Origin of the sequence: Streptomyces sp. NPDC059002 (assembly GCF_042740435.1) — a bacterium.
Lineage (GTDB): Bacteria > Actinomycetota > Actinomycetes > Streptomycetales > Streptomycetaceae > Streptomyces.
The window spans coordinates 109,578-134,806 of record NZ_JBHYJI010000013.1 but is presented as its reverse complement, the minus strand read 5'-3'; the positions used below and the strand labels follow the sequence as shown (position 1 = coordinate 134,806).

Here is a 25,229-nt window from a genome sequence, read left to right as displayed (position 1 = left end):
AGAAACTTCCGTGACCGGCTCCCCGCGCCGCACCGCAGTGACCGTGGCCCTCGCCCTGCTCGCCGCCACCGCGCCCCTGACGGCGACGGCGACGGCGACGGCCGTGCCGCTCGCCCCGGCGCCACCGTCCGCCGCGGCCGCGCCGGGCGACGGCATCGACCTGAGGAAGGCGAGGGCCCAGTGGATCGACCGGGACACCCTCGCCTGGGACACCGGCACGGGCACCGTCCACGACCTTCTGTACGCTCCCCACGGCGGCCTCACCGTCGAGGACGGCGACATCGGCGGGACGGCCCACCGGCTGCGCCTCACCCCTGTCGACGGCGGCCTCACCGACGCGCAGCGGGCCAAGTACCCGCACCTCAAGGCCTATGCCGCCTTCACCGTCGACCGCCGCGACCGCGACCGGGTCCGCACCGCCCTCACCGGCCAGCTCGTCGCCACCGGACGGTCCGCCGACGGGACCCTGCGGGCCGCGACCGGCGTACAGACCCAAGGCGTGCTCGACGACCTGTACGGCGCGGCCGCCACCAGGGCCACGCTCGGCCCCCGGTTCGAGCGCGGCCGCGTCACCCTCGCCGTCTGGGCGCCCACCGCGCAGAAAGTCTCCCTCGACATCGGCGGCCGCACCGTCGCGATGCGCCGCGACCCCGCATCCGGTGTGTGGTCGGCGACCGGGCCGGGGAACTGGTCGGGCAAGGCCTACCGGTACGTCGTGAAGGTGTGGGCGCCGAGCGTCCGCAAGGTCGTCACCAACCAGGTCACCGACCCCTACTCGACCGCCCTCACCGGCGACTCGGAGCGCAGCCTCGCCGTCGACCTGGACGACCCGAAGCTCGCCCCCAAGGGCTGGTCCACGGTGCGCAAGCCACGGGCGACCCCGCTGCGCGACGCACAGATCCAGGAGCTGCACATCCGCGACTTCTCCATCGCGGACCGCACCTCCAAGCACCCCGGCAAGTATCTGGCGTTCACGGACACGACGTCCGACGGCATGAAGCACCTGCGCCGCCTCGCCCGCTCGGGCACGTCGTACGTGCATCTGCTGCCCGCCTTCGACATCGGCACCATCCCCGAGCGCGCGGACGAACAGGCCACCCCCGACTGTGATGTGACGTCGTACGCCCCCGACTCGGACGAGCAGCAGGCGTGCGTCACCAAGAGCGCGGGCAAGGACGCCTACAACTGGGGTTACGACCCGCTGCACTACACCGTCCCGGAAGGCTCGTACGCGAGCGACCCCGAAGGCACCCGCCGCACCGTCGAGTTCCGCGAGATGGTGCAGGGCCTGAACGGCTCGGGCCTGCGCACGGTGATGGACGTCGTCTACAACCACACCGTCGCGAGCGGCCAGGCCGACAAGTCCGTCCTCGACAAGATCGTGCCCGGCTACTACCAGCGCCTGGCGGCCGACGGCACGGTCGCCACCTCCACCTGCTGCGCCAACACGGCGCCCGAGAACGCCATGATGGGCAAGCTCGTCGTCGACTCGATCGTCACCTGGGCCAGGGAGTACAAGGTCGACGGCTTCCGCTTCGACCTGATGGGACACCACCCCAAGGCCAACATCCTCGCCGTCCGCACGGCCCTCGACGCGCTGACCGTGGCGAAGGACGGCGTCGACGGCAAGAACATCGTCCTGTACGGCGAGGGATGGAACTTCGGCGAGGTCGCCGACGACGCCCGCTTCGTGCAGGCCACCCAGAAGAACATGGCGGGCACCGGCGTCGCGACCTTCTCCGACCGCTCCCGCGACGCGCTGCGCGGCGGCGGCCCCTTCGACGAGGACCCGGGCGTGCAGGGCTTCGCCAGCGGCCTGTACACCGACCCCAACTCCTCGAAGGCGAACGGCACTCCGGCCGAACAGAAGGCCCGCCTCCTGCACTACCAGGACCTCATCAAGGTCGGCCTGTCCGGCAATCTCGCCGACTTCACCTTCACGGACTCGGCGGGGCGCAGGGTCAAGGGCGCGGACGTCGACTACAACGGCGCCCCCGCCGGATACGCGGCGGCCCCCGGCGACGCCCTCTCCTACGCCGACGCGCACGACAACGAAACCCTCTACGACGCGCTCGCGTTCAAGCTGCCCAAGGACACGAAGGCCGCCGACCGCGCCCGTCTGCAGGTCCTCGCGATGGCCACCGCCTCGCTCTCCCAGGGCCCCGCGCTCTCGCAGGCCGGCACGGACCTGCTGCGCTCCAAGTCCCTCGACCGCAACTCCTACGACAGCGGGGACTGGTTCAACGCCGTCCACTGGAACTGCCGCGCGGGCAACGGCTTCGGACGCGGTCTGCCCCCGGCCGCCGACAACAAGGACAAGTGGCCTTACGCCAAGCCCCTGTTGGCCACCGCCGCGACCCTGACCCCCGGCTGCGCGGAGATCGACGGCGCGTCGGCCGCGTACCAGGACCTGCTGAAGATCCGGACGACCGAACCGGCCTTCTCCCTCGCCACGGCCGCGCAGGTTCAGTCGGCGCTCTCCTTCCCGCTGTCGGGCACCACGGCCGAGACGCCCGGTGTCATCACCATGAAGCTCGGCGACCTCATGATTGTGTTCAATGCGAGCCCGCAGGCGCAGCGGCAGCGTGTCGGCGCGGTGGAGGGCGAACCGTACGCCCTCCACCCCGTGCAGGCGTCCGGCGCCGACCGTGACGTCAAGTCATCGACGTACACGAGGAGTTCAGGAACCTTCACGGTTCCCGCGCGCACGGTCGCAGTCTTCAAGCGCGGCTGACCGGACCGGACGGGGGCGGCCGGCGCGGACCGTGCTGTTGTGGAGCGGCGCGTCGGCCAGCCGCCGCCAGATCACGGCGGTCCGGCGGGCGAAGCGGACGGCGGGCTTGTGGGCGAAGAGGATGTACGCCATGAGGCACCTCCCAAAGGGCGGCGCGGCAGCGGCAGTTGACGCCGGAATGCGTACGGCGTGCGTCAGCGTGCAGGGCGACGCAGGGACGTCAGCGCGTACCGCGAGGAGACGGGTGAAGGGTGTTCTTGAGTCGACGACGACTCGGACTCGGACTCTGGTCCATGTTTCCCGCCTCCTCTCTCTTTCGGTACGGATCGGCTTCGGTACGGATCGGCATGCCTCGATACGGCGCGGCGCCACTCGATCCCGACGGAATGCTCCCCAACGTAGACGGAGGGCGGCCGAAGGGGCAGGGGCGAAGGTCCTGAAGCTGTCAGCCGGCCGCCAGGACCGCGACGCCGAGCGCCGTGAGTTGCTCGATCACCGCGTCGTGGGGATCGGCGTCGGTGATCAGTCCGCTGATCTTCTCCCAGGGCAGGACGCGGAACCGCGAAGCCGTGCCGACCTTCTCGGACGAGGCGAGGATGTAGGTGTCCGCGGCCCGCGCGGACAGGGCGCGCTTCATCGCCGCCTCCTCGGCGTCTCCCGTGGTCAGTCCCGCCTCGGGGTGCACGCCGGTGACCCCGAGCAGACAGAGGTCGGCGGAGACGTTCTGCGCGGCCTCGACGGCGGCGGCACCGCACGTGACCGCCGAGTGCTTGAAGACGCGGCCCCCGAGCAGGAAGAGCTCCGTCTGCGGGTGGTCGAGCAGGGCCGCGGCGATCGTCGGGCTGTGGGTGATCACGGTGCAGGCGAGCTCCTTCGGGAGCGCGCGGGCGACGGCGAGGGCGGTGGTGCCGCCGTCGAGGATCAGCGCCCCGCCCGGCCCGACCAGTGCGGCGGCCACCGCAGCGACCTTCCGTTTGCCGTCCGGGGCCACGGTCTGCCGGGCGTCGTAGTCGGCCAGGGCCGGGGACACGGGCAGCGCACCGCCGTAGACCCGCTGGCACAGCCCCTCGGCGGCGAGATCGCGCAGATCGCGGCGCACGCTGTCCTCGGAGATCCCCAGCTCGGCGGCGACGTCCTTGGCGACGACCTTTCCCTGGTGGGCGAGCAGACCCAGCAGGTGGTCGCGCCGTTCGGCAGCCAGCATTCACGTTCCTTCCTGTTCTTGCACGATTCTGCATGTACCTTAGCGCCTGTGACCGACAAACCCCTGCTCATCCTGATCGCAGGCCCCTACCGCTCCGGCACCGACGGCGACCCGGGGGCCATGGCGCCCGTCCACCACGACGTGTCCGAGATCCCCCGCCGCACACCGCAGGAGACCGCATGACGGGCCGCCCCGGCGTCGACACCCCCGACCACCGCGGACGCGCCGGTCTCGACCGGGCCGGACGCGACCTGGACCGCAACCCCGACGTCCGCGTCCGCGACGTCGAACTCACCTCCCAGGGCTGGCACGTCCTGCGCCGCACCACCTTCGACTACCGCCGCCGCGACGGACGCTGGGAATCCCAGCAGCGCGAGACCTACGACCGCGGCAACGGCGCCGTCGTCCTGCCCTACGACACCGCACGCGGCCGCGTCCTGCTCACCCGTCAGTTCCGCTACCCGGCCTACGTCAACGACCACCCCGACGGCATGCTCATCGAGGCCGCGGCGGGACTGCTCGACGCGGACGACCCGGCCACCGCGATCCGACGCGAGAGCACCGAAGAACTCGGCGTCACCCTCGGCCCGCTCACCCACGTCCTCGACGCCTACATGAGCCCCGGCTCCGTCACCGAGCGCCTCCACTTCTTCGCCGCCCCCTACACCCCCGCCGACCGGACCGGCGCCGGTGGCGGGCTCGAGGAGGACGGCGAGGACATCGAGGTCCTCGAACTCCCCTTCACCGAGGCCATCGCCATGACCCGCGACGGACGCATCACCGACGGCAAGACGATCCTGCTCCTGCAGTGGGCGGCCCTGAACGGCCCCTTCGCCCCCCAGCCCCACCGGTGAAATCGACGTCCCCCGGCACGCCGCCCGCCCTGAAGCCCGCGCGCGGTCGCCGTGTCAGTCCGCCTCGTAGGCCGTTCTGGCCTCGACGATCTCTGGTGCGTGGGTGCGGGCCCAGTCGCAGGCGGTGTCCAGCGGTCCCAGCAGCGAGCGGCCGAGCGCGGTCAGCGCGTACTCCACACGCGGCGGGTTCTCGTCGTGGACGGTCCGGGTCAAGAAGCCGTTGCGCTCCATCGAACGGAGGGTCTCGGTGAGCACCTTGGGCGTGATCCAGTGCAGCGGGACACGCAGTTCGGAGAACCGGCGCGGGCCCGTCTCCAGGCAGCGCAGCACCATCGCGGTCCACTTGTCGCCGACCCGGAACGGCTGGGCGCGGTCGGAGCATCGGGGATCGTCGAACATCGCTGCGTCCAAGGGCTCGCTCACCCGCCCGACGGTAGCCCAGTACCTTTGCAGTAACCAGGCACCCCTGTCCTACGGTCCCTGCCATGAACAACGACATCATCATTTTCGGAGCAGGCGGACGGGTCGGCCGGGCGGCCGTGGCGGAGGCGGTTTCCCGCGGCCACCGGGTGACAGCGGTGGTCCGTGACCCCGTGAAGCATCGGGATCTGGGCGGCGAGCGGGTCACCGTCGTGCGGGGAGACGTGACCGATCCGCACGCGGTGGCGGCACTGGCCGTAGGTCATGACGCGGCCCTCAACGCGTCGGTTCGCCTCGACATCGGCTCGGAGGAGTTCTTTGCCGCGGCGGCGAGTGCGCTGATCACGGGGTTGGGCGAGGCGGGGGTACGGCGGCTGCTGACGTTGGGCATCGCGACGACACTGGAGACGTCCCCGGGCATACGGATCATGGACGGGCCGGAATTCCCGGAGGCGTGGCGGGCTTTCGCGCAGGGGCACGTCGCGGAATACGAACTTCTCTCCCAGGCCGGTCCGGAACTGGACTGGCTGATGGTCGTGCCGCCGCTGGACCTGAACGCGGACGCCGAACCCACCGGCGGCTACCGGACGGCGATCGGGACGGTGCTGGACGGTCCGGGCCGCATCTCGCACGCGGATCTCGCGATCGCCGTACTGGACGAGATCGAGACACCGCGCCACAGCCGCGTACAGCTGGCCGTAACGGCGGCTGCGCCCCACAGTTCTGGCGGGGCGTGACGCCCGCCGGGCTTGCCATGGACTCTGCCGACGAGACGACAGCGGTTCCGTGCCGTACGTCCGTAGCATGAGGAGGGTGACGGTCCGGAAGCGGCACCGGGCGACTCCGCCCGGGTGGCGGTGGCGGTGGCGGTGGCGGGCGGTGGCGGGCGGTGCTGGTGCTCGCACTGCTGGCCGGACTCTTGGGCATGCACGCCCTGGGGCCCATGGCGATGGCGCGCCCGCATCCCTCGCACGACCACGCGGTCATGACCGTAGCCGCTCAAGAGCCGCTCAAGACCCGTGCTGTGCCGACGGACAGTGCGGCGAACACGCCCGCCATGCCGATGCGGTCTGCGCGTCCGGTGCCGTCGACGCCGGGTATCACCCTCCCGCCCCGGCACCCTCCCGCCCCGGCACTCTCCCGCGGCGGGACAGCCGCTCTGCCCGGACCGTCATGGCGTGACGTGCCGGTGGTGCCGGAGGGGGCTCGGGCCCCGCCCGATCCGGCCGATCTTCAGGTGCTGCGGACGTAGGACGACGCCCTGCCGCGGGTTCCGCCCGGAGAGGAGCGGAGCGCGCTGCGGCATACGGCTGTGTCCGCGACCCCTGCCGCCGCGCTCGCCCTGGCCGCCTGCGGCAACGACGGCGGCGGCACGTCCGCGCCCAAGGACAGCGTCTCGGCGAGCGCCGGGGACACCGCGGGTGCCCACAACGATCAGGACGTGTCCTTCGCCCAGGGCATGATCCCTCACCACCGGCAGGCCCGGCAGATGGCGCGGACGGCCGCCGGTCAAGCCTCCTCCGCGCAGGTCAAGGAGCTAGCCTCGCGCATCGAGAAGGCCCAGGACCCGGAGATCAGGACGATACGAAGTTCCTGACCATGATGGTCGAGGCCATCATCACCGGCCAGAACGCCGAGATCACGGCGATGAACAAGCTGCTCGGCAACGGCTGACGGCCTGTGCGAGGGGCTCGGGCCGTGCCGCTTCGCACAGCCCGGTCCTTCAACGGCGTGCGCGGGGGCTCCATTTGAGGGCGGAGCCCCTTGCCCGCCTCAGGTGAGCGAGGCCAGGGCCGCGTCGAGGCGCCTGGTGGCTTCGGCGGCGACCGGTTCGAGGGCGGGCAGGCCGGTGAGGACGACCATCGTGGCGGGGTCGAGAGCCTGGACCGTGGTGGTGTCGCCCTCGGCGCGGACGACGACGTTGCAGGGCAGCAGCAGGCCGATGGTGCGGTCGGCATCGAGGGCCTGGTGCGCGAGGGCGGGATTGCAGGCGCCGAGGATGAGGTAGTCCTCCATCTCCTCGCCCAGCTTGGCCTTGAGCGTCGCCTGTACGTCGATCTCGGTCAGGACGCCGAAGCCTTGCTCGGACAGGGCTTCGCGGACGGCCTTCACGGTGGCGCTGAAGTCGCTGTCCAGGCGGACAGTGCGGTCGTACGGCATGAGGACTCCTGTTCGGTGTGCGGCGTGATGGGTCAACTCTCCCGCCGGGCACGCTTGGTGAGCAGGGTCACGGCGTCCTGGATGGAGCTCACTTGGTGGGCTCGCGGTTGTAGAGCTTCTTGGCCCACAGATAGCCGCCCAGAGCGATCAGGGCGCACCAACCGGCGGTCAGGATCGCGCTGTTGTCGATCGGGGTGCCCATCAGCAGCCCGCGCAGGGTCTCGATGAACGGGGTGAACGGCTGGTAGTCGGCGAACCACTTCAGCCCACCGGGCATCGAGTCGGTGGGGACGAACCCGCTGCCCATCATGGGCAGGATCATCAGCGGGGTCAGCATGTTGCTCGCGGTGGCGACGCTCTTGGCGACCATGGCCAGTGCGACCGAAAGCCAGGTCAGCGCGAGGATGATCATCACGAGTACGCCGATCGCGCCGAGCCATTCGCCGAAGTCCGCGGTCGGCTCGAATCCCACGAGGAGCGCGACCCCGATGACGGCAGTGATGCTCAGCAGGGTCTGGATCAGGCTGCCCAGCACATGACCGGTGAGCACCGAGACCCGGGCGATGGCCATGGTGCGAAACCGGGCGACGATGCCCTCGGTCATGTCGATGGACACCGAGATCGCCGTGCCCTGGGCCGCCGTCGCGACAGTCATCAGGATGACGCCGGGGACGACGTAGTTCGTGTAAGCGTCCCGGCCGCCCGACGGTCCGCCGAGGCCGGTGCCGAGGATGCCGCCGAGCACGTAGACGAACAGCAGCAGAAAGACGACCGGAACTCCGGCGGCCGTCAGGATGAGCGTCGGATAACGCAGCATGTGCCGCAACTGGCGGCGCAACATGGTCGCCGAGTCGGCGAAGGCGTGGGCAACAGTGAGGGAAACGCTGCCGGAAGCGTTGCCGGAAACGTTGCCGGAGACGGTGCTCATCGGGCGGGCTCCTGTTCCGTGACCGGGTTGCCCGTCAGGGCGAAGAAGACGTCATCGAGATCGGGGGTGTGGACCCGCAGTTCGTCCACGGCGAGCGAGGAGTGGTCCAGCCGGTCCAGCAGCGCGCGCAACGACCGGACATCGCCCTTGCTGGGGATCTGCAGGGTGCATGCCTCGTCGTTGCGGGACACCACGTCCAGCATCCGGGCCGCCTGGTCGTAGCCGCGCGGGTCGGCGAAGCGCAGGGTGATGTGACCGCCGCCGACCTGCCGCTTGAGCTCCTCCGGCGCGCCTTCCGCGACCAGCTTGCCCTGGTGCAGCACCGCGATCCGGTCGGCGAGTTCGTCGGCCTCCTCCAGGTACTGGGTGGTGAGGAAGATCGTGACGCCCTCGTCGGTCACCAGGCGCCGGATGATCTCCCACATGGTCCGCCTGCTGCGCGGGTCGAGGCCGGTGGTCGGCTCGTCGAGGAAGATCACGCGGGGCCGGCCGACCAGCGTCATCGCGAGGTCCAGGCGGCGGCGCATCCCGCCGGAGTACGTCGCCGCGGGCTTGCGGGCCGCGTCCACCAGATCGAACCGCGCCAGCAACTCCTCGGCACGCGGCCGCCGTTCCCGGCGGGGCAGGCGGTTCAGGTCGGCCATCAACTGCAGGTTCTCCTCGCCGGTGAGGAAGCTGTCCACCGCCGAGAACTGGCCGGTGACGCCGATCGCGGCACGGACCGCGTCCGGCTCCCGGACCACGTCATGGCCGACGACCCGCATGTCACCGGCGTCGGCGCGGAGGAGCGTGGACAGGATCTGCACCACGGTGGTCTTGCCTGCGCCGTTCGGGCCGAGCAACGCGAAGACGGATCCCGCGGGGATGTCGAGGTCGATGCCGTCGAGCACCACGTGGTCGCCGTAGGCCTTGCGCACTGCGGTCGCCGCGACCGCGCGTCGACCGGGATCGGTAGTCATGGGTGTCACCTCCGCTGGTGGAACGGCGCCGCAGCGCCTTTACAACTCGGCGAAAGTTACGTTGCATTCACGCAATCGTCAATCATGTGCAGGTGAAGCAATCGAGTAAGTGCAGGTCATATCCATTGAATCGTTGCATGACTCATGCCGACTAATGCAACGAAGTGCGTTGCATTAAGCTGGCTTCGACGTCATTGACAGTGGAGGACGCCCGATGCCCGGTGACAGACTCACCCTCCAGGACCGGCAGCGGATCGCCGCGGGGCTGCGCGAGGAGCTGACGTACGCCTCCATCGGCCGCCGCATCGGGCGGCCGACCTCCACGGTCACGCGCGAAGTGATGCGCAGCGGCGGCCCGCGCGGCTACGACGCCGAGGCGGCCCACCGGGCCGCCACAGGGCACACGCGTCAGCGCAAGACCACTCCGCCGAAACCGACACCGTCACCATCACCACCACCAGGAAGTGCCCACCTAGGCGGGCGCGATCCACGGCTCGTGGACGAAGTGGGCGCGCAGAGCGTGGAATTGATGATGCAGGCGGGGCTCCCGCAGATGATGGCCAAGGTGCTCGCCGCGCTCTTCACCACCGACAGCGGGAGCCTCACCTCCGCGGAACTCGTGCGACGCCTGCACGTCAGCCCCGCTTCCATCTCCAAGGCCATCGGCTACCTGGAAAACCAGGCGCTCATCAAACGTGAGCGCGACCCTCACAGCCGCGCCGAACGCTACGCCATCGACGACGACGTGGCGTTCCACTCCATCATGGCCAGCGCGCACGCCCAGACCCAGATCGCCGAAGCGTGCAGGATCGGGGCCCGGAATCTGGGCGTCACCACCCCCGCCGGTGCCCGCCTGGAGAACACCAGCCAGTTCCTGCTCCATGTCATCGACGACCTGGTTCGCTCGGTCGAGCACTGGCACAAGGTCTACCCCACCCACTCTCCGGAGGCGTCCACGACCGACGACTGAACGGATAACGGGCCTCCCGGCAGGGGCCGGGCCGCCCCCCCCCGTGGCGGCGGCCCGGCCCCTGCCCCGGCTCAGCGCAGCCGGGTCGCGGCGTACGCCTCGATGGCGGCCCGCTGGTAGGCGGCCAGGCCCGGCGCGATGGCTTCGTACGCCGCGTGCCAGTGCTCGTTCTCCACGCAGGTGCGCCCGATCGCGCGGTACTCCTCGGCGCTGGCTGCCCGGATCCGGGCCAACGTCCGGTACTGGGTGTCGATCTCGGCCTGCACCTCATCGGCGTCGGCGGGCAGGCCGGTGGCCAACAGCTCGGCGAGCCGGATCATCTGCGCCGTGCGCTCGCGCTCGTCGGCCTCGCTCTCGGCCTCACTCAACGCCGCGGCGTGCCGCTCGACGGCCCCGACCAGCTCCGGGTAACCGTGCAGGGCCTTCATGCAGTGGGCGGACCGGATGCCCTCGAACAGGTTCTCCGGCCGGCTGATGGTGATCATGTCTGTGCCGTCCTTCCTGGACTGCTCCAGTTCGGTGATCGTGCGGGCGACGGTGCCGGCCAGGGCATCCAGCCGGTCGCGCTCGGCGAGCAGCCGCCGGTAATGGCACCGCAGGGCCGCCAGCTCGTCGACCTGCGCGGCCAGGATCCGGCCGATCTCGGGCAGCCCCAGGCCCAGCTCCCGCAGCACGAGAACCTGCTGCAGCCGCAGCAGTTGGCGCTCCTCGTAGTAACGGTGGCCGTTGGCCCCGATCCGGGCGGGCGGCAGCAGACCGATCTCGTCGTAGTGCCGCAGTGCCCGGGCCGTCACCCCCGACATCCGGGCGACCTCCGCGATCGGCCAGTCCATCGCCGCCTCCCTCGCACGCGGTTCACCGGGCCGGATTCTCCGGCCCTGCCCAGGACGGTAGAGGCTTCCGCTGCGGCAGCTTCAAGCCCTGCTCCCAGGTTCCCAGGGCGGCATGCCGGGACACGAGCGTCGGGCTGGCTAGGCGGCGGCCTGACGTACTAAGGCAGCCGCTTGAAGTTGTCCCCGAACGTCCACCCCTTCGACCCGTCCCAGTTGATGGACCACGTCATCAGGCCCTTGAGGGCGCCGCCGTATTTGTTCCAGGCCTGGGTGACCAGGCTGGGGGCCATGTAGCCGCCGCCGGCGCCGGGTTGGGCGGGGAGGCCGGGGACCTGTTTGTCGTAGGGGACCTTGATGGTGGTGCCTTGGATGACGAGGCCTTTGTTGAGGCAGTCGGTCTGCTTGGTGAAGCCTTCGACGGTGCCGGCGGAGTAGGAGTCGCCGGAGCAGCCGTACATGCTGCCGTTGTAGTACTGCATGTTGAGCCACCACAGGCGGCCGTTGTCCGCGTACTTCTTGATGATGGGCAGGTACGCGCCCCAGATCGAGCCGTAGGTGACGCTGCCGCCGGTGACGTATGCCGTCTCCGGGGCCATCGTCAGGCCGAAGTTCGGGGGCATCTTGGCCAGGACGCCGTCGATGATGCGGATGAGGTTGGACTGGGAGGACGAGAGCTGGCTGATGTTGCCGCTGCCCACGAGGCCGGTCTCGATGTCGATGTCGATGCCGTCGAAGTTGTACTTCTTCAGGATCGGCACGATCGTCTCGACGAACCTGTCGGCGACGGCGGGGGAGTTGAGGTCGATGCCGGCCGCCGCGCCGCCGATGGACATCAGGATGGTGGCGCCGTCCGCCTTGGCCTGGCACATCTCGGCGGGCGTCGCGACCTTCACCGTCGAGTCCATGCCGTCCTCCCACAGGACGGTGCCGTCGGAGCGGATGACGGGGAAGGCCGCGTTGATGACGTTGTAGCCGTGTTCCTTGATGCGGCTGTCGGTGATGGGGGTCCAGCCGAACGGCGGGTGCACGCCGTTGGACGCGCCGTCCCAGTTCTCCCAGTACCCCTGGAGCACCTTGCCCGCGGGCTTCGACTTGACCTCGCAGGTGTCGGCCTGGGAGGCGTCCGGTGCCGCCGCGGCGGCCGGTAGTTGTGCGACACAGAGCAGTGCCAGGGCGGACCCCAGCAGGCGGAACGTCCGACCGATCACGCTGTGCTCCTCGGGTGCGGAGGGGGGAGGCGGGGAGACGTGCGTGGTGCGATGCGTCACGGTAGGCAGGACCAGACCAAGCGTCAATAGGTCTGTACCAAAGAGAGGGCTTGGTCTCAGGCTTGGGCTTGGGCTCGGGCTCGGTGTCAGGGGAGGTGTTCAGTCGTCCACCGGCAAGCCCCGGGACTCCTTGATCCGCTTCATGATGATCTGCGAGTTGACCTCGGTGACTCCGGCCAGCGTGGTGAGACGTTCGATCCAGAGGCGTTCGTACGCCGAGAGGTCCGCGACCGCGATGCGGATCAGGCAGCCCGGGCTCCCGAACAGGCGGTACGCCTCGATGACGTCCGGGACGTCCTGCAGCGCCGCCTCGAACGCCTCGACCGTCTCGCGGTCCCTGCGCACCTCGATGGAGACGAGCACCTCGAAGCCCCGGCCGACGGCCTCCGGGTCGACGACCGCGCGGTATCCCTGGATCACGCCGTCCTGCTCCAGCTGCCGCACCCGGCGCATGCAGGGCGAGGCGCTCAGGCCCACGCGCTGGGCCAGCTCCTGGTTGGTCAGCCGACCGTCGTTCTGAAGCTCGCGCAAGATACTGCGATCGATGTCGTCCATGGCGCAATTATCCACCTCAGATATTGCGAGGGCGGCCGATCTTGGCAAACACATTGCGCAGTGTTCGAACTATCCTTGCGCGGGGCCCGAGCGTAGCCGCGGAGGCCGGTGGTTCTCTGGATTCATGGGAGGTAAGCAGAGGTGGAAGCCGTGGAGGCCATGGAAGCCGTGGACGCGCAGGCACGCCGGATCGTCGTGATCAGCACGGGCGGGACGATAGCCAGCCGCTGGCAGGGCACCGGCTTCGCCGCCGACGCCCCCGGCCGCGAGGTACTGGCCACGGCCTCGATACCCGGCGGCATCACCTCCGAGGTCATCGACCTGTTCAACGTGAACAGCCCGCGCCTCACCTCCGCCCAGCAGCTCACCCTGCTGCGCACCGTGCACGAGGTGCTCGCCGACCCCGGCGTCGACGGCATCGTCGTCACCCACGGCACGGACACCCTCGAGGAGTCCGCCTTCCTGCTCGACCTGCACCACGACGACCCGCGCCCCGTCGTCTTCACCGGGGCCCAGAAGCCGCTCGGCGCCGAGGGCGGCGACGGGCCCGGCAATCTGTACGACGCGCTGCTCACCGCCGCCACCGTGCGCGGACTCGGCGTCCTCGTCGTCTTCGACGGCAAGGTGCACGCCGCACGCGGCACCGTGAAGACCCAGACCCTGGCCGCCGACGCCTTCGCCGACCCGTCGGGGCCGCGCGTCGGCAACGTCGGCTTCGGCAAGGTCTCCGTACTGCACCGCCCGGAGCGCCCGGCGCCGCTGCCGCTGCCCGCCGCCGGGATCACCGGCGGGTCCCTGCCGCGCATCGACATGGTCATGCACCACGTCGACGCCGACCCGCTGTTCCTGGAGGCCGCCGTCGAGGCGGGCGCCCAGGGCATCGTCCTGGTCGCCACGGGCGCGGGCAACGCCACCCCCGAGTTCGTCGCCGCGGTCGCCGCCGCCATCGAACGGGGCGTCGTCGTCGCCCTCACCACCCGCGTCGCCGCAGGGCCCGTCACCGAGATCTACACGCACGGCGGCGCCGTCGACCTCTCCGCCGCGGGAGCGGTCCTCACCGGCACCCTGCGCGCGGGCCAGGCCCGTTCGGCGCTCCTCGCCGTGCTGCTCGCCGCGACCGGGCAGGAGGCGCGCACGACGGAACTGCGGCGTGTCCTCGGCGCGCCCGCGGACACCGTGACCGCCGTCGCCGATGGCCGGGCGGCCTAGGGCCTCTCCGCCCTGACCGCCCCGCCCGCCACGCACGCTCACGAACAGAACCCGCTCGCCACGAGCGCTCCACGAACAAAGCCCGCTCGCCACGAACGCCCCACGGACAGAAACAGAAAGACCCCCCATGACTGCCGCCCCCCTGACCACCGAGCCGACCGGTGCCCACCGACGCGAGCACGACCTCCTCGGGGACCGTGACGTCCCCCCCGACGCCTACTGGGGCATCCACTCCCTGCGCGCCACGGAGAACTTCCCCATCACGGGCATCCCGATCTCCGTGTACCCGCACCTGATCGACGCGCTCGCCGCCGTCAAGGAGGCCGCCGCCCGCGCCAACGAGGAGCTGGGCCTGCTCCCCAAGGCGAAGGCCGACGCCATCGCCGCCGCCTGCCGGGAGATCAGGGAGGGGCGGCTGCACGACCAGTTCGTCGTCGACGTCATCCAGGGCGGCGCGGGCACCTCCACGAACATGAACGCCAACGAGGTCGTGGCCAACCGCGCGCTGGAACTCCTCGGGCACCCCAAGGGCGCGTACGACCAGCTGCACCCCAACGAGGACGTCAACCTCAGCCAGTCCACCAACGACGTCTACCCGACCGCCGTGAAGATCGCGACGATCACCGCGGCGCACGGGCTGCTCCGCGCCATGGCAGTCGTGCAGGACGCGTTCGCGGCCAAGGCCCTGGAGTTCCGCGACGTCCTGAAGATGGGGCGCACCCAGCTCCAGGACGCGGTGCCCATGACGCTGGGCCAGGAGTTCTCCGCGTACGCCGTGATGCTGGACGAGGACCGCAGCCGCCTCGCCGAGGCCGTGGAACTGGTCCACGAGATCAACCTCGGCGCCACCGCCATCGGCACCGGCCTCAACGCCCCCGCCGGATACGCCGAGACGGCCCGCAGGCACCTCGCCGACATCACCGGGCTGCCGCTCGTGACCGCCGCGAACCTCGTGGAGGCGACGCAGGACTGCGGCGCGTTCGTGCACCTCTCCGGCGTCCTGAAGCGGATCGCCGTCAAGCTCTCCAAGAGCTGCAACGACCTGCGGCTGCTGTCATCCGGGCCGCGCGCCGGGCTCAACGAGATCAACCTGCCGCCGGTGCAGGCGGGTTCGAGCATCATGCCGGGCAAGGTCAACCCGGTCATCCCCGAGGTCGTCAACCAGGTCGCCTTCGAGGTGATCGGCAACGACGTGACCATCACGATGGCCGCGGAGGCCGGGCAGCTGCAGCTCAACGCCTTCGAGCCGGTGATCCTGCACTCGCTCGCCAAGAGCATCACGTCGCTGCGGGCGGCCTGTCTCACCCTCGCCGAGCGCTGCGTCTCGGGCATCACCGCCAACACCGAGGTGCTGCGGGCCTCGGTGGAGACGTCCATCGGGCTCGTCACCGCGCTCAATCCGCACATCGGGTACACGGCGGCGACCGAGATCGCGCGGGAGGCGCTTCGCTCGGGGCGGGGGGTGGCTGAACTCGTCCTTGAGAAGGGGTTGTTGCCGCCTGAGCGGTTGGCCGAGTTGCTCACTCCTGAGCGGATCGCCGGCGCGGGTGGCTGCGCCGCCTGAGCGGGTGGGGTCGGCCTTCTTCCGCGGGCCGTCTGTGGCTGGGCGCGCAGTTCCCCGCGCCCCTGACGGGGCGCCCCTGACCGGGCCCGGCCCCTCAGCGTCGCGTCAGTACGTCCAGCGCCGCCTGCGCCGTGAACTCGGCGTGGCCGCCGCGGAACAGGAGTTCCGCGGCGGCGAAGGCCGGGTCGTCGGCGTGGGCGGAGACGTAGGGGATGGCGATGCAGCGCATGCCCGCCGCGTGGGCCGCCCTCGCGCCCGGGGCCGCGTCTTCGAAGACGACGCAGTCGGCGGGGGCCGCGCCGAGCAGGTCGGCCGCGGCGAGGAAGACGTCTGGTGCGGGCTTGCCGTGCGGGACTTCTTCGGCGGAGACGAGGGTCGTCAGCTGGGCGTCGAGGCCCGTGCCGGAGAGGATCGCCTCGATGGCCGCGCGCGAGGAGCCGGACGCCACGGCCATCGGGACGCCCGCGTCGTGCAGGCGCTCCACGAGCTTGCGCATCTCGGGGTAGACGTGGGTGTCGGCGCGGGCCAGGGCGAGATAGCGGCGGTCGAGGTCGGCGAGCAGTTCCGGGACCGAGGCCTCGATCCCGTACTCCTTCTTCCACACGGCGAGCGTCTCGTGGGAGCTGATGCCGACGTACTGCTCGTTGTCGGCCCAGGTGTACTCCCGTCCGGTGAACTCGGCGAGCAGGGCCCGTGACGCTTCGTAGTAGTTGGGCTCGCTGTCCACGAGGGTGCCGTCGAGATCGAAGATGACCGAGGTGCCGCTGGAAGTGCTCATGGCATCCAGCATGCCAAACGCGCAGTTCACGGCCGTGTGGCCGCGGCCCTGCCGATCGACTCGACGAGCGGAAGGACGCGGTGCGGCACCCGCTCGCGCAGGGCCATCTCGGTCCGGGTGCGCACCACGCCCGGCAGCTGGATCAGCTGCTGGATCACGTCCTCCAGGTGGCCGTTGTCCCGGGCGGCGACCCGGGTCAGCAGATCGCCGCCACCGGTGATCGAGTGCGCCTCGATGATCTCGGGCACGCCCGCCAGCGCGTCGCCCACCTCGTCGAGGTGGCCCTGGGTGACCTCGATGTGCACGAAGGCGAGCACCGGGTGACCGAGCGCGGCGGGGGAGAGGGAGGGACCCGTGCCGGTGATGACGCCGTCCCGCTCCAGACGGTCGAGCCTGGCCTGCAGGGTGCCGCGGGCGATGCCGAGCAGCCGCGCGTATTCGCGCACGCTCGTGCGGGGCTGTTCGAGGAGCAGCCGCAGGATGCGGGTGTCCAGTTCGTCGACGGCCATGGTCGGAAGGTTCTCCCAGGTGGGCGGGGCTGATCGCAGGTGACTGTAGTCGCTGTCGGGCGCCTGCGAGCGGCCCCGCCGCCGAGGGTTACGGCCGTGCCGCGCCGGCGATGAACTCGTCCCACGTGGCCACGGACCCGGCGGGCGGTGCCTTGATCGCGGGGACGGAGCCGAACTGGGAGTACTCCTCGTTGATGACCTCGCGGCCCTTCTTCCCGGTCCCGGTCTCCCGCGACTTGAGCACGAGGTCGTCCTTGCCGACCCAGACGTCGATGACCACCGAGGACATGCCCTGCTTCCTGGCGGACTCGACGTAGATGTCGCGCAGCGTCTTCGACAGGGCGGAGCCGTTGTAGGAGGCGAGGTCGTCGAGGACGACCTTGCCGCGGTAGTGGTCGGCGGGGTGGCCCCCGACCTTCTCCTCGGCGACCCACTTCGTGGACTTCGTCGCCGCGAGCGCGCCGGTGAACTCCGCGAGATAGCCCGCGGCGCGCGGGGTGCCGCCACCGCCGATGTCCATGCTGTACCAGCTCTTGCCGGGGACCTTGTCCGACTTCACGTACGTCTTGCCGCCCATGGAGAGCATGTGGCTGATGCCGTCCGGGCTGGCCGACGACTTCGTCACCTCGGCCTTGATGACCGAGGCCGCGGGCTTCTTCTGGTAGAGCATCTCGGACCGGTCCGTGCCGCCCTGGCCCGTCTGGACCGTCTTGTACGACGACTGCGCCGCGCTCTTCTTCGCGGCGGCCGTCAGGACGGCGCGGGCTTCGGTCCGCTGCTCGTCCTGTGCGCTGCCGCCCTTGTCGTGGCCCTTGTCGTCGCTGCCGGAACCGCCGCTGTCGCCGCAGCCCGCCAGCACCATCGTGAGCGCCGCCCCCACGGCCGCCAGCACGATGCCCCTCCCCTTGACCTGCACTGTTCTCGTTGCCCTCCGGTTGTGCCAAATGTTCAGCGATCTTAACCGGCAACGGTGTGGGGGCGGCGCGGGCGGCTACTTGGGGGTCACCCAGACCTGCCGCTTGTTCGTGTTCGCCGTGTACAGCTGGACCTTGGTGCTGTCGGCGGTGGAGCCGCCGGTGACATCGAGGACCTTGCCCGACGCGACGTGCACGATCTGGCCCTTGGCATTCACCGACCAGCGCTGGGACGCCTCGCCGTTGCAGTCGGAGAGGCTGATCTTGTTGCCGTTGGTGCCGGCGTTGCGGTAGTTGTCCAGGCACTTGCCGAGCGCCCGGAACGTGCCGTCCTTGCCGAGGATCCACGACTGCGCGACGCCGCCGTTGCACTTGTAGAGCTGGATCTGCGTGCCGTTGGCGGCCTTTCCGCCCTTGACGTCGAGGCACTTGGCGCCGATGCCGGTCACCTTGCCCTGCGGGGACACCGCGGCACCGCCGCCACGGGCCAGGTGGCGCAGGCCCTGCATGTCGTACTGCTGGACGTAGGTGCCCGCCCGCTTGTCCTGGTACGCGTTGGTGGGCGTGCACATCACGGGGAACTGGCCGGAGTCGGTGCCCTTGACGCAGTCGCCGCGGGTGGCGCTGCGGTTGGCGTGCGCGAGGCCCATCGTGTGCCCGAGTTCATGGCTGATGTGGTTGCGCAGGTACGTCTCGCCCATGGAGGGCGCGGGCTTGCCGTCCGCGGTGAAGAACTCGTCGTCGATGTAGGCGTGCCCGCTGGTCACGGTGTCGGCGACGGACGACGAGTAGAGGCCGCAGCTGAGGTTCTTGGTGCCGGAGCCGTCACGGACGATCTTCCAGCCGCTGTTGCCGCCGTCGGCGGGCGGTACGCAGGGGCGGTGCAGCAGGCCGACGACGATCTCGCCCTTGGGTCTGACGTGGTCCCAGCCGACCGGGTTCGTGTCGACGGTGATCGGCAGGCTCGTGACGCGCCGCAGATCCGCGGCCGACCGCTTCACATAGGGGGCCAGCCAGTCCACGGCCTTCTTGTCGTAGAACTTGATGGTGTAGCCGGTGCCGAGGTACTTGGACGCGCCGCCCGAGTTCCAGCCCACGCCGTGCGGGGCAGCGGCGGCGGCACGCTTCGGCGAGGCGGCCGCGGGCGCGGGCTTGAGGGTCATGACCCCGTCGTCGAAGGACGTTCCGTCCGTACGGGAGGCACCGAAGTCGGCGTGACCCGCCGCCGGGTCGGCGGGAGCGGCGGCCGAGCGCGTGGCCGGTGTGTCCTTGCCGCCGGTCCCGAAGGCGGCGGGCGACAGCTGGACGCCCGCCACGACGGCCGCCGCGGCGCCCACGGTGGCCAGCACGATGCGGCGCTTGCGTGCGCCGCGCTTGCGTATGGAGCTCAATTCCCCGTTGTCCTCTCGCTGTAGAGCATGTGCCGACCCCGGGCCGCCGCGAGGGCGTCCGGGGCCGAACAGATGATAGGCGTGAAGTGCGGGGCGGATGTTGCCAGTTGGGGCGTCCATGGACAACGCCCTTGCCGGATGCGGCCGGTGGGCGCGTCAGTGCGCGTTCTCCGTGGGGCGGAGGTTCTTCGGGATCTTCGCCCAGGTCAGTGCCGCGGCCGCCAGCGGCAGTGCGGCCGCCATCAGGAACGTCGGCGTCATCCCGGAGGTGAACGCGTCCGCGGCCCGTGTCAGCAGGGCGGTGCCGGCCGGACCCGTCAGCTCGGACGCCACCCGCGCGGCCTCGCCGACCGAGTCGCTCACGGCCGCCGCGGTGTCGGCCGCGAGGCCCAGGTCCGGCAGGTTCACGCGGTACAGCGCGGTGGCGATGCTGCCGAGGACGGCCACGCCCATGGCGGCGCCGAGTTCGTAACAGGTCTCCTCGACGGCCGCTGCGCCGCTGACGTCCTTCGCCGGGGTGGACGCCATCAGCGTCACGGAGGCGGCGGTCGTCGCGATGCCGACACCGAAGCCGAGCACGGCGAGCGCCACGGCGATCTCGCCGTAGCCGAGCGGACCCGACTGCTGGAGCAGCCAGGGCAGCGCGAGCCCCGCCGTCATCAGGAGCAGTCCGCCGCCCATGACGTGCCGGATCGGCAGCCGGTGCATCAGCGCGGGCGTGATCAGCGAGGTGATGACCAGGCCGAGCGGCGCGGGCAGCAGACGGATGCCCGCCTCCAGGGGCGTGTAGCCCTGCCCGTACTGGAACCACTGCGTGATCAGGAACAGGGCCGAGCCCAGCGCGATCATGCCGAGGAAGATCGAGGCGGCGGCGATGGAGAACGGCCGCGACGCGAACAGGCGGACCTGCAGCAGCGGGTGTGCCAGGCGCAGCTGGCGGCGGACGAACACGGTGAGCGTCACCGCGGCCACGACGAGCAGTGTCCAGGCCATGGGGTCGGCGGGACCGCCCTTGCCGAGCTGCTTGATGCCGCCCGCGAGGGCGAGCATGCCGACGACGGACTGACCCACGCCCCACCAGTCCCAGCGGCCCTCGCGCGGCTGGTGGGACTCGGGCAGGATCCACAGGCCGAGCGCGATGATCACCAGCGCGACCGGGATGTTGATCAGGAACGCGGCATGCCAGCCGCTGTGCTGGACGAGCATGCCGCCGACGACCGGGCCGAGCGCCATGCCGCCGCCGAAGACCGCGGACCACACGGCGTACGCGAAGGCGCGCTCGCGGGCGTCGGTGAAGACCTTCCGCAGGATCGACAGGGTGGCGGGCATGATCGCCGCGCCACCGGCGCCGAGCAGCGCGCGGGCGGCGATGACCTGCCAGGCGGCGGTCGCGAAGACGGCGAGCAGGGAGGCGAACGCGAAGACCCCGAAGCCGATCAGGAGCAGGCGCTTGCGGCCCCAGCGGTCACCGAGGGCACCCGCGGTGACGAGCAGGCCGGAGAGCACGAGGGCGTAGATGTCGATGATCCACAGCTGCTGCACGGAGCTGGGCCGCAGATCGGCGACCAGGGAGGGGAAGGCGACGTTCAGGATCGTGGTGTCCATGGCGATCAGCAGCAGGCTGCCGGAAAGGATCGCGAGGACGGCCCAGCGCCGAGGATCACGCTGCGGGGTCATGGCGGAACACTCCAATTTCGAATGAGACATAAATGTCTCACATGAAACGGAGAGGTGTCTAGTCGAGAGTGCCCGAGATCCAGGAAGGAGCGCAGGTCAGGCGCGGCGGCCGGGGTACGTCACAGCACGCGCCGCAGGGCGTCGGGCGTGAGGTCCGCGAGGGTCGGATAACCGTCGACGGCCATGAGCAGATCGGCCTCGGCGAGCAGCGAGCGCAGCACGTGCGTGACGCCGTCGGCCCCGCCGATGCCGAGCCCGTAGGCGTACGGGCGGCCGACGCCCACGGCGGTCGCGCCGAGCGCGAGGGCCTTGACGACGTCGGTGCCGCTGCGGATGCCCGAGTCGAAGAGGACGGGAAGGCCGTCGGCGGCCTCGACCACCTCGGGGAGTACGTCGAGCGCGGGCAGCCCGCCGTTGGCCTGGCGGCCGCCGTGGTTGGAGCAGTAGACGCCGTCCACCCCGCCGTCCCTGGCGCGGCGCACGTCCTCGGGGTGGCACAGGCCCTTCACGACCAGCGGCAGCGAGGTGAGCGAGCGCAGCCAGGGGAGGTCGTCCCAGGTCAGTGGGTTGCCGAAGAGCTGCACCCACTTCAGGATCGCGGACTGCGGGTCCTGCTCGGGCGCGGCGCCGAGCTGGGCGCGGAAGACCGGGTCGCTGGTGTAGTTGGCCAGGCAGTGGCCGCGCAGCTGGGGGAAGTTGGCGGTGCTCAGATCGCGCGGCCGCCACCCGGTGACCCAGGTGTCCAGGGTGACGACGATCGCCTTGAACCCGGACTTCTCCGCGCGCCGCACCAGGCTCTCGGCGAGTTCCCGGTCGGTCGGCGTGTACAGCTGGAAGAAGCCGGGCGTCTCACCGAACTCGGCCGTGACCTCCTCCATGGGGTCGGCGGACAGCGTCGAGGCGATCATCGGAACCCCGGTCCGCGCGGCCGCCCGCGCCGTCGCGAGATCGCCGTGCCCGTCCTGCGCGCAGATGCCGAGGACGCCGATCGGCGCCATGAACAGCGGCGACGGCAGCGCAAGCCCGAACAGGTCGACGGACAGGTCGCGTTCGGACGCCCCGACGAACATCCGCGGCACGAGGCCCCAGCGCTCGAACGCGGAGACGTTCGCGTCCTGCGTCCGCTCGTCCCCGGCGCCGCCCGCGACGTACGAGACGACCCAGGGCGGCAGCGCGGCGTGCGCGCGGGCCTCCAACCCGGCGTACGTCATGGGGTACTTCGGCACGACCCCGCGCAGTCCGTCGAGGTAGATCTCGTCCTGGTAGTCCTTGTACGGACGGGGCGTCTGTGTCATGGACCAGCATGCTGCCAGGGAACGCCGAGCACGTACATGTACACGTAGTCCGCGACGCCGATTGGCGATCAGCGCAGGCGGGCATCACCGGGGGACAGGAACGGCCGCGCAAGACATGCCGCGGCCCCGGCGGCGACTTCGGTCGCGCGTACGCCGGTTGTCCCAGGGAGGGGAAGTGAGCTGCCATGCGTGCGCACGGGCGCGCCCATCGGCTTACCGCATGTGTGGAGTACGCGCTGCCTCCAGAGCCCGCATCCGCAGGCCGGGCGCGGAAGTTGACCTCGGCGTTCCTCGCCAGGTCCCATCGCCGCAAGGCGGAAGTGACCGCCGAGCGGGTGGACGACGTCACGCTCATCGTGTCCGAGCTGGTCACGAACGCCGTCCAGCACGCGCAGGGCGGCTGCCGCCTGCGCGTGGAGGTGGCGGGGAACCGGGTGACCGTCGAGGTGCGTGACGCGAGCCCCGTCCACCCCCGCATCCGGAGATCGAACGTCGTACGGGAAAGTGGCCGGGGTCTCGCGATCGTGCGCCAACTCGCCCACCGCCTGGAGGTCGTGGGCACACCACGGGGCGGCAAGACGGTGCGTGCGGTCCTGGTGGGGTGAGCCGGCCCCGGGCCGCGCGGGGAGAACACGGGGCGCGGGGCCGGGGCGTCAGACGCCCGCGGGGGCTTCCCGCGTACGGTCCCGTACGGCATCGGAATCCGCCTGCGCGACGGGCGGCGCGGCCCGCAGCGCCCGCACGGTCAGGGCGCAGCGCACCGCGGCGAGCGCCGTGGCGAGCGCGCCGACCGCGATGAGGAGCCGCCCCGAATCGGGCACGAACAGCAGGATCTCGGACAGGTCCACCGTCACCTGCCGCGGCAGGATGTAGACGGCCGTGGCCGCGAGGGCCAGCAGACCCACGACCGCGACGACACCGCCGACGACGATCCTGCGCCTGCCGCGCGCACGCCTCCGCGACGGCCGGAAGAGCCGGAACAGCGACCAGAGCAGCCCGAGCGCGAGGACGGCCGTCGTGGCGGTCACCGTGATCAGCAGGGCGTCGAGCATCGGGTCGGTGGACGCGGCAGGCGGGCGGCCGCCGAGCAGGATGTGCATCGCGCCGAGGGCGGTGGCGTTGAGGAGTTCGTCGCGCTGCGGACTGTAGGCGTTGTCCTGGACGACGACCGCGAGTCCCCGTTCGGGGGCGAGGACGACGGTGCCGTGGTAGCCGGGGGTCGCGCCGCCGTGCCACACGACGCGCTCGCCCTCGAAGGAGTCGTCGCGCCAGCCCAGGCCGTAGCGATGGGACGTGCCCACCGGAATGGTGCCCTTGTGCATCTCCCGCAGCCCTGCCGGAGAGACCACGGCGCGCGCGGCCGCGTCCCCGCCGCCGAGATGGGCGACGGCGAACTTGCTCAAGTCGTCGATGTCGGCGCCGACATAGCCGTAGGGCACCCCCGATGCGTCGTACGGCGGGTCGAAGGACTCCGGGTGGCCGAAGAAGTAGCGGTGACCCGGGGCGAGTTGACGCCGCTCGGCGTCGCGCTCGGTCACGAGGGCGCCGTCCATGCCCAGCGGGCGCAGGACCGTGCGCTTGAGGTAGGTGCCGAACGGCTGCCCGGTGACCTTCTCCACCACGGCGCCGAGGAGCATGTAGTTGGCGTTGCTGTACTCGTGGCGCTTGCCGGGCGGTGCGCTCGTGCGGGCGTCGGCGAGGGCGCGGGCCGTCCGCTCGACGCCTCCCGGCGCGTTGTCGAACCGGTCCGCGTGCGCGATGCCGTCCTGCTCCGAGAGGCCGCTGGTCTGGTTGAGCAGATTGCGGAGGGTGATGCGCCCGGCCGAAGGGCCCGACGGGTGGAACCACGGCAGATAGCGGCGCACCGGCGCGTCGAGGGACAGGGTCCCCGCCTCGGCCAGGTGCAGCACCGCGGTAGCCGTGATCGGCTTGGCCAACGAGCCCACCAGGAACGGGGTATGACGGGTGATCGGTTTCCCGTCGCCGTCCTTCCCCCAGGTCCGCCGGTGCACGACCTCATCGTCCCTGACGACCGCGAGAGCCATGCCCGGCACGCGCAGACGGTCGCGCTGTTCCTCGGCGTAGGCGTCAATGCGCTTGAGCTGTGCGGGAGTCGGCCCTTCGGACGCGTCTTTCGATGCCGGTGTCGACGTGGGCGTAGACGTAGACGCTGATGTCGATGCCCATGCGCCGGGAGTCGCCGTCCCCACCGCGGCCGCCGCCGCTAACCACGCCGCGCCAAGCCGCCGGGCCCACGCATGCCGTCTTCTGTCCATGACGCCTCCTCATAACCATATGCTCGTACGGTTTTGACGTTACCGTACGCCTGTATGGTTAAGCCATGCCTCGTGTTTCCGATCACCAAGAGCGCCGTCAGCAAGTAGCCGCCGCGGTGGAACGGATCATCACCGCCGACGGCCTGAACGCCGTGACGGTCGCCAAGACCGCGGCGGAGGCCGGGATTTCGGTGGGTCTCGTCCAGCACTACTTCCGCAGCAAGGACGAGATGCTCCTGTTCGCCTACGGGCACACGCTGGAGCGGTTCGAGCAGCGGGTGACCGCTCTCGTCGGCCGCGCCGAGGCCGTCGGCACCCGGATCGAGCACATCGTCCTCGACGCCCTCGCCGAGAGCATGCCGCTGGACGCCGACCGCAGACGGGAGTGGCGCATCGCCCTCGCCTTCACGGGACGCGCGGCCGACGACCCGCGCCTCGGCGAGCTGAAGGTCGCCGCGCTCAACCGCACCCGCGCCCTGATCGCCCAGGCACTCATCAACGCCAAGGAGTGCGGCGAAGTCGCCCCCGAGGTCGACGAGCACGTCGCGGCGGCCCGTATCGCCGCGTACGCCGAGGGGTTGACGTCCCACCTCTACGCCGACCCGGCAGGCCTGACGCCCGACGCCGCGCTCGCCGCGCTCGGCGACCATCTGGCCGGGGTGTTCACCGGACCCTGCGAACTGCGCCACCGGAGGCCGGGTGAGCGCCCCGCGGGCGGGTAGGGGTGGCGG

The 25,229-nt window shown here is 70.8% G+C and carries 25 protein-coding genes and 1 pseudogene; 11 read left to right on the top strand and 15 right to left on the bottom strand.

The features are described from left to right. Positions 1–10 precede the first annotated feature (10 nt). On the top strand, positions 11–2,734 hold the full coding sequence (pulA, locus tag ACFWZ2_RS15145; RefSeq protein ID WP_384545623.1) for a pullulanase-type alpha-1,6-glucosidase: 2,724 nt from the start codon (positions 11–13) through the stop codon (positions 2,732–2,734). Positions 2,735–3,179: 445 nt separating this feature from the next. On the opposite strand, the gene ACFWZ2_RS15140 is transcribed toward pulA, so the two are convergent. After that, positions 3,180–3,938, bottom strand: a complete 759-nt coding sequence (locus ACFWZ2_RS15140) for a DeoR/GlpR family DNA-binding transcription regulator (RefSeq protein WP_384545621.1) — start codon at positions 3,936–3,938, stop codon at positions 3,180–3,182. A 48-nt stretch (positions 3,939–3,986) separates the two neighbouring features. Here ACFWZ2_RS15140 and ACFWZ2_RS15135 point away from each other — a divergent pair. Both ACFWZ2_RS15135 and ACFWZ2_RS15130 read left to right on the top strand, forming a co-directional pair. Then, positions 3,987–4,064: pseudogene (locus ACFWZ2_RS15135) on the top strand (DUF4406 domain-containing protein); the annotation flags it as partial. A gap of 53 nt (positions 4,065–4,117) precedes the next feature. Then, positions 4,118–4,792, top strand: a complete 675-nt coding sequence (locus ACFWZ2_RS15130) for an NUDIX domain-containing protein (RefSeq protein WP_384545619.1) — start codon at positions 4,118–4,120, stop codon at positions 4,790–4,792. A gap of 54 nt (positions 4,793–4,846) precedes the next feature. Here ACFWZ2_RS15130 and ACFWZ2_RS15125 read toward each other — a convergent pair whose 3' ends face one another. Then, entirely contained in the window at positions 4,847–5,215 is a 369-nt protein-coding gene (locus ACFWZ2_RS15125; RefSeq protein ID WP_384545617.1) for a winged helix-turn-helix transcriptional regulator, read from the bottom strand. A 62-nt stretch (positions 5,216–5,277) separates the two neighbouring features. Between ACFWZ2_RS15125 and ACFWZ2_RS15120 the strand changes: the two genes are divergently transcribed. The 3 genes from ACFWZ2_RS15120 (at position 5,278) to ACFWZ2_RS15110 (ending at position 6,809) form a co-directional block, all read left to right on the top strand. Then, positions 5,278–5,949 carry an NAD(P)-dependent oxidoreductase gene (locus ACFWZ2_RS15120; RefSeq protein ID WP_384545615.1) on the top strand — a complete coding sequence of 224 codons (672 nt, stop codon included), beginning with the start codon at positions 5,278–5,280 and terminating at the stop codon, positions 5,947–5,949. A gap of 67 nt (positions 5,950–6,016) precedes the next feature. Further along, a complete protein-coding gene (locus ACFWZ2_RS15115; RefSeq protein ID WP_384545613.1) occupies positions 6,017–6,394 on the top strand; it encodes a DUF6153 family protein in 378 nt (125 codons plus the stop codon). A gap of 130 nt (positions 6,395–6,524) precedes the next feature. Continuing rightward, positions 6,525–6,809: a DUF305 domain-containing protein gene (locus tag ACFWZ2_RS15110; protein WP_384545611.1), complete on the top strand. Its 285-nt coding sequence runs from the start codon at positions 6,525–6,527 to the stop codon at positions 6,807–6,809. A 176-nt stretch (positions 6,810–6,985) separates the two neighbouring features. On the opposite strand, the gene ACFWZ2_RS15105 is transcribed toward ACFWZ2_RS15110, so the two are convergent. From ACFWZ2_RS15105 to ACFWZ2_RS15095, 3 genes are all read right to left on the bottom strand, one after another. Beyond that, positions 6,986–7,372 carry a DUF302 domain-containing protein gene (locus ACFWZ2_RS15105; protein WP_384545609.1) on the bottom strand — a complete coding sequence of 129 codons (387 nt, stop codon included), beginning with the start codon at positions 7,370–7,372 and terminating at the stop codon, positions 6,986–6,988. Positions 7,373–7,460: 88 nt separating this feature from the next. Next, positions 7,461–8,300 (bottom strand): ABC transporter permease, encoded by an 840-nt coding sequence (locus ACFWZ2_RS15100; RefSeq protein ID WP_384545607.1) that lies wholly within the window; start codon positions 8,298–8,300, stop codon positions 7,461–7,463. Then, positions 8,297–9,259: an ATP-binding cassette domain-containing protein gene (locus tag ACFWZ2_RS15095; RefSeq protein ID WP_384545606.1), complete on the bottom strand. Its 963-nt coding sequence runs from the start codon at positions 9,257–9,259 to the stop codon at positions 8,297–8,299. The genes ACFWZ2_RS15100 and ACFWZ2_RS15095 overlap by 4 nt, the downstream gene beginning before the upstream one ends. Positions 9,260–9,473: 214 nt before the next feature. On the opposite strand from ACFWZ2_RS15095, the gene ACFWZ2_RS15090 reads away from it, so the two are divergent. Then, positions 9,474–10,229: a helix-turn-helix domain-containing protein gene (locus ACFWZ2_RS15090; protein ID WP_384545604.1), complete on the top strand. Its 756-nt coding sequence runs from the start codon at positions 9,474–9,476 to the stop codon at positions 10,227–10,229. 71 nt (positions 10,230–10,300) lie between these two features. Here ACFWZ2_RS15090 and ACFWZ2_RS15085 read toward each other — a convergent pair whose 3' ends face one another. The 3 genes from ACFWZ2_RS15085 to ACFWZ2_RS15075 all read right to left on the bottom strand — a co-directional run bounded on the left by ACFWZ2_RS15085 (position 10,301) and on the right by ACFWZ2_RS15075 (position 12,885). Then, complete coding sequence (locus ACFWZ2_RS15085) at positions 10,301–11,062, bottom strand: MerR family transcriptional regulator (protein WP_384545602.1); 762 nt, start codon at positions 11,060–11,062, stop codon at positions 10,301–10,303. Positions 11,063–11,220: 158 nt separating this feature from the next. Next, positions 11,221–12,270, bottom strand: coding sequence for a chitinase (locus ACFWZ2_RS15080; RefSeq protein WP_384545600.1), 1,050 nt, complete (start codon positions 12,268–12,270; stop codon positions 11,221–11,223). 159 nt (positions 12,271–12,429) lie between these two features. Next, the gene (locus ACFWZ2_RS15075; protein ID WP_384545598.1) at positions 12,430–12,885 is read right to left on the bottom strand and encodes an Lrp/AsnC family transcriptional regulator; all 456 of its coding nucleotides are present in this window, start codon (positions 12,883–12,885) and stop codon (positions 12,430–12,432) included. 159 nt (positions 12,886–13,044) lie between these two features. Between ACFWZ2_RS15075 and ACFWZ2_RS15070 the strand changes: the two genes are divergently transcribed. Continuing rightward, complete coding sequence (locus tag ACFWZ2_RS15070; protein WP_384545697.1) at positions 13,045–14,094, top strand: asparaginase; 1,050 nt, start codon at positions 13,045–13,047, stop codon at positions 14,092–14,094. A gap of 127 nt (positions 14,095–14,221) precedes the next feature. Then, on the top strand, positions 14,222–15,658 hold the full coding sequence (gene aspA / locus ACFWZ2_RS15065) for an aspartate ammonia-lyase (protein WP_384545596.1): 1,437 nt from the start codon (positions 14,222–14,224) through the stop codon (positions 15,656–15,658). Between the two features lie 94 nt (positions 15,659–15,752). On the opposite strand, the gene ACFWZ2_RS15060 is transcribed toward aspA, so the two are convergent. The 6 genes from ACFWZ2_RS15060 to ACFWZ2_RS15035 all read right to left on the bottom strand — a co-directional run bounded on the left by ACFWZ2_RS15060 (position 15,753) and on the right by ACFWZ2_RS15035 (position 22,222). Then, positions 15,753–16,436: an HAD family hydrolase gene (locus tag ACFWZ2_RS15060; RefSeq protein ID WP_384545594.1), complete on the bottom strand. Its 684-nt coding sequence runs from the start codon at positions 16,434–16,436 to the stop codon at positions 15,753–15,755. Between the two features lie 26 nt (positions 16,437–16,462). Then, positions 16,463–16,945, bottom strand: coding sequence for an Lrp/AsnC family transcriptional regulator (locus tag ACFWZ2_RS15055; RefSeq protein WP_384545593.1), 483 nt, complete (start codon positions 16,943–16,945; stop codon positions 16,463–16,465). A gap of 88 nt (positions 16,946–17,033) precedes the next feature. Continuing rightward, complete coding sequence (locus tag ACFWZ2_RS15050; RefSeq protein WP_384545592.1) at positions 17,034–17,837, bottom strand: hypothetical protein; 804 nt, start codon at positions 17,835–17,837, stop codon at positions 17,034–17,036. A gap of 99 nt (positions 17,838–17,936) precedes the next feature. Continuing rightward, positions 17,937–19,250, bottom strand: coding sequence for a ricin-type beta-trefoil lectin domain protein (locus ACFWZ2_RS15045; protein ID WP_384545590.1), 1,314 nt, complete (start codon positions 19,248–19,250; stop codon positions 17,937–17,939). A 156-nt stretch (positions 19,251–19,406) separates the two neighbouring features. Beyond that, complete coding sequence (locus tag ACFWZ2_RS15040; protein WP_384545589.1) at positions 19,407–20,927, bottom strand: MFS transporter; 1,521 nt, start codon at positions 20,925–20,927, stop codon at positions 19,407–19,409. A gap of 119 nt (positions 20,928–21,046) precedes the next feature. Beyond that, positions 21,047–22,222, bottom strand: a complete 1,176-nt coding sequence (locus ACFWZ2_RS15035; RefSeq protein WP_384545587.1) for an alpha-hydroxy-acid oxidizing protein — start codon at positions 22,220–22,222, stop codon at positions 21,047–21,049. A 185-nt stretch (positions 22,223–22,407) separates the two neighbouring features. Here ACFWZ2_RS15035 and ACFWZ2_RS15030 point away from each other — a divergent pair, with 185 nt between their 5' ends. Further along, positions 22,408–22,827 carry an ATP-binding protein gene (locus ACFWZ2_RS15030; protein WP_384545585.1) on the top strand — a complete coding sequence of 140 codons (420 nt, stop codon included), beginning with the start codon at positions 22,408–22,410 and terminating at the stop codon, positions 22,825–22,827. A gap of 48 nt (positions 22,828–22,875) precedes the next feature. Here the strand turns inward: ACFWZ2_RS15030 and ACFWZ2_RS15025 are convergent, their stop codons facing one another. Beyond that, positions 22,876–24,498, bottom strand: a complete 1,623-nt coding sequence (locus ACFWZ2_RS15025) for a serine hydrolase domain-containing protein (RefSeq protein WP_384545584.1) — start codon at positions 24,496–24,498, stop codon at positions 22,876–22,878. A gap of 65 nt (positions 24,499–24,563) precedes the next feature. Between ACFWZ2_RS15025 and ACFWZ2_RS15020 the strand changes: the two genes are divergently transcribed. Continuing rightward, the gene (locus tag ACFWZ2_RS15020) at positions 24,564–25,220 is read left to right on the top strand and encodes a TetR/AcrR family transcriptional regulator (RefSeq protein ID WP_384545582.1); all 657 of its coding nucleotides are present in this window, start codon (positions 24,564–24,566) and stop codon (positions 25,218–25,220) included. The last annotated feature ends 9 nt before the right edge of the window (positions 25,221–25,229 follow it).

What these genes read in the sequence shown, in the direction of transcription:
- ACFWZ2_RS15130 (WP_384545619.1), top strand. Translation starts at nt 4,118, where the DNA reads ATGACGGGCCGCCCCGGCGTCGACACCCCCGACCACCGCGGACGCGCC.
- ACFWZ2_RS15070 (WP_384545697.1), top strand. Translation starts at nt 13,045, where the DNA reads ATGGAAGCCGTGGACGCGCAGGCACGCCGGATCGTCGTGATCAGCACG.
- ACFWZ2_RS15030 (WP_384545585.1), top strand. Translation starts at nt 22,408, where the DNA reads ATGCGTGCGCACGGGCGCGCCCATCGGCTTACCGCATGTGTGGAGTAC.
- ACFWZ2_RS15105 (WP_384545609.1), bottom strand. Translation starts at nt 7,372, where the DNA reads ATGCCGTACGACCGCACTGTCCGCCTGGACAGCGACTTCAGCGCCACC.
- ACFWZ2_RS15115 (WP_384545613.1), top strand. Translation starts at nt 6,017, where the DNA reads ATGAGGAGGGTGACGGTCCGGAAGCGGCACCGGGCGACTCCGCCCGGG.
- ACFWZ2_RS15120 (WP_384545615.1), top strand. Translation starts at nt 5,278, where the DNA reads ATGAACAACGACATCATCATTTTCGGAGCAGGCGGACGGGTCGGCCGG.
- ACFWZ2_RS15040 (WP_384545589.1), bottom strand. Translation starts at nt 20,927, where the DNA reads ATGACCCCGCAGCGTGATCCTCGGCGCTGGGCCGTCCTCGCGATCCTT.
- ACFWZ2_RS15090 (WP_384545604.1), top strand. Translation starts at nt 9,474, where the DNA reads ATGCCCGGTGACAGACTCACCCTCCAGGACCGGCAGCGGATCGCCGCG.
- ACFWZ2_RS15020 (WP_384545582.1), top strand. Translation starts at nt 24,564, where the DNA reads ATGCCTCGTGTTTCCGATCACCAAGAGCGCCGTCAGCAAGTAGCCGCC.
- ACFWZ2_RS15055 (WP_384545593.1), bottom strand. Translation starts at nt 16,945, where the DNA reads ATGGCCGTCGACGAACTGGACACCCGCATCCTGCGGCTGCTCCTCGAA.
- ACFWZ2_RS15075 (WP_384545598.1), bottom strand. Translation starts at nt 12,885, where the DNA reads ATGGACGACATCGATCGCAGTATCTTGCGCGAGCTTCAGAACGACGGT.
- ACFWZ2_RS15100 (WP_384545607.1), bottom strand. Translation starts at nt 8,300, where the DNA reads ATGAGCACCGTCTCCGGCAACGTTTCCGGCAACGCTTCCGGCAGCGTT.
- aspA (WP_384545596.1), top strand. Translation starts at nt 14,222, where the DNA reads ATGACTGCCGCCCCCCTGACCACCGAGCCGACCGGTGCCCACCGACGC.
- ACFWZ2_RS15035 (WP_384545587.1), bottom strand. Translation starts at nt 22,222, where the DNA reads ATGACACAGACGCCCCGTCCGTACAAGGACTACCAGGACGAGATCTAC.
- ACFWZ2_RS15140 (WP_384545621.1), bottom strand. Translation starts at nt 3,938, where the DNA reads ATGCTGGCTGCCGAACGGCGCGACCACCTGCTGGGTCTGCTCGCCCAC.
- ACFWZ2_RS15060 (WP_384545594.1), bottom strand. Translation starts at nt 16,436, where the DNA reads ATGAGCACTTCCAGCGGCACCTCGGTCATCTTCGATCTCGACGGCACC.
- ACFWZ2_RS15025 (WP_384545584.1), bottom strand. Translation starts at nt 24,498, where the DNA reads ATGGACAGAAGACGGCATGCGTGGGCCCGGCGGCTTGGCGCGGCGTGG.
- ACFWZ2_RS15095 (WP_384545606.1), bottom strand. Translation starts at nt 9,259, where the DNA reads ATGACTACCGATCCCGGTCGACGCGCGGTCGCGGCGACCGCAGTGCGC.
- ACFWZ2_RS15085 (WP_384545602.1), bottom strand. Translation starts at nt 11,062, where the DNA reads ATGGACTGGCCGATCGCGGAGGTCGCCCGGATGTCGGGGGTGACGGCC.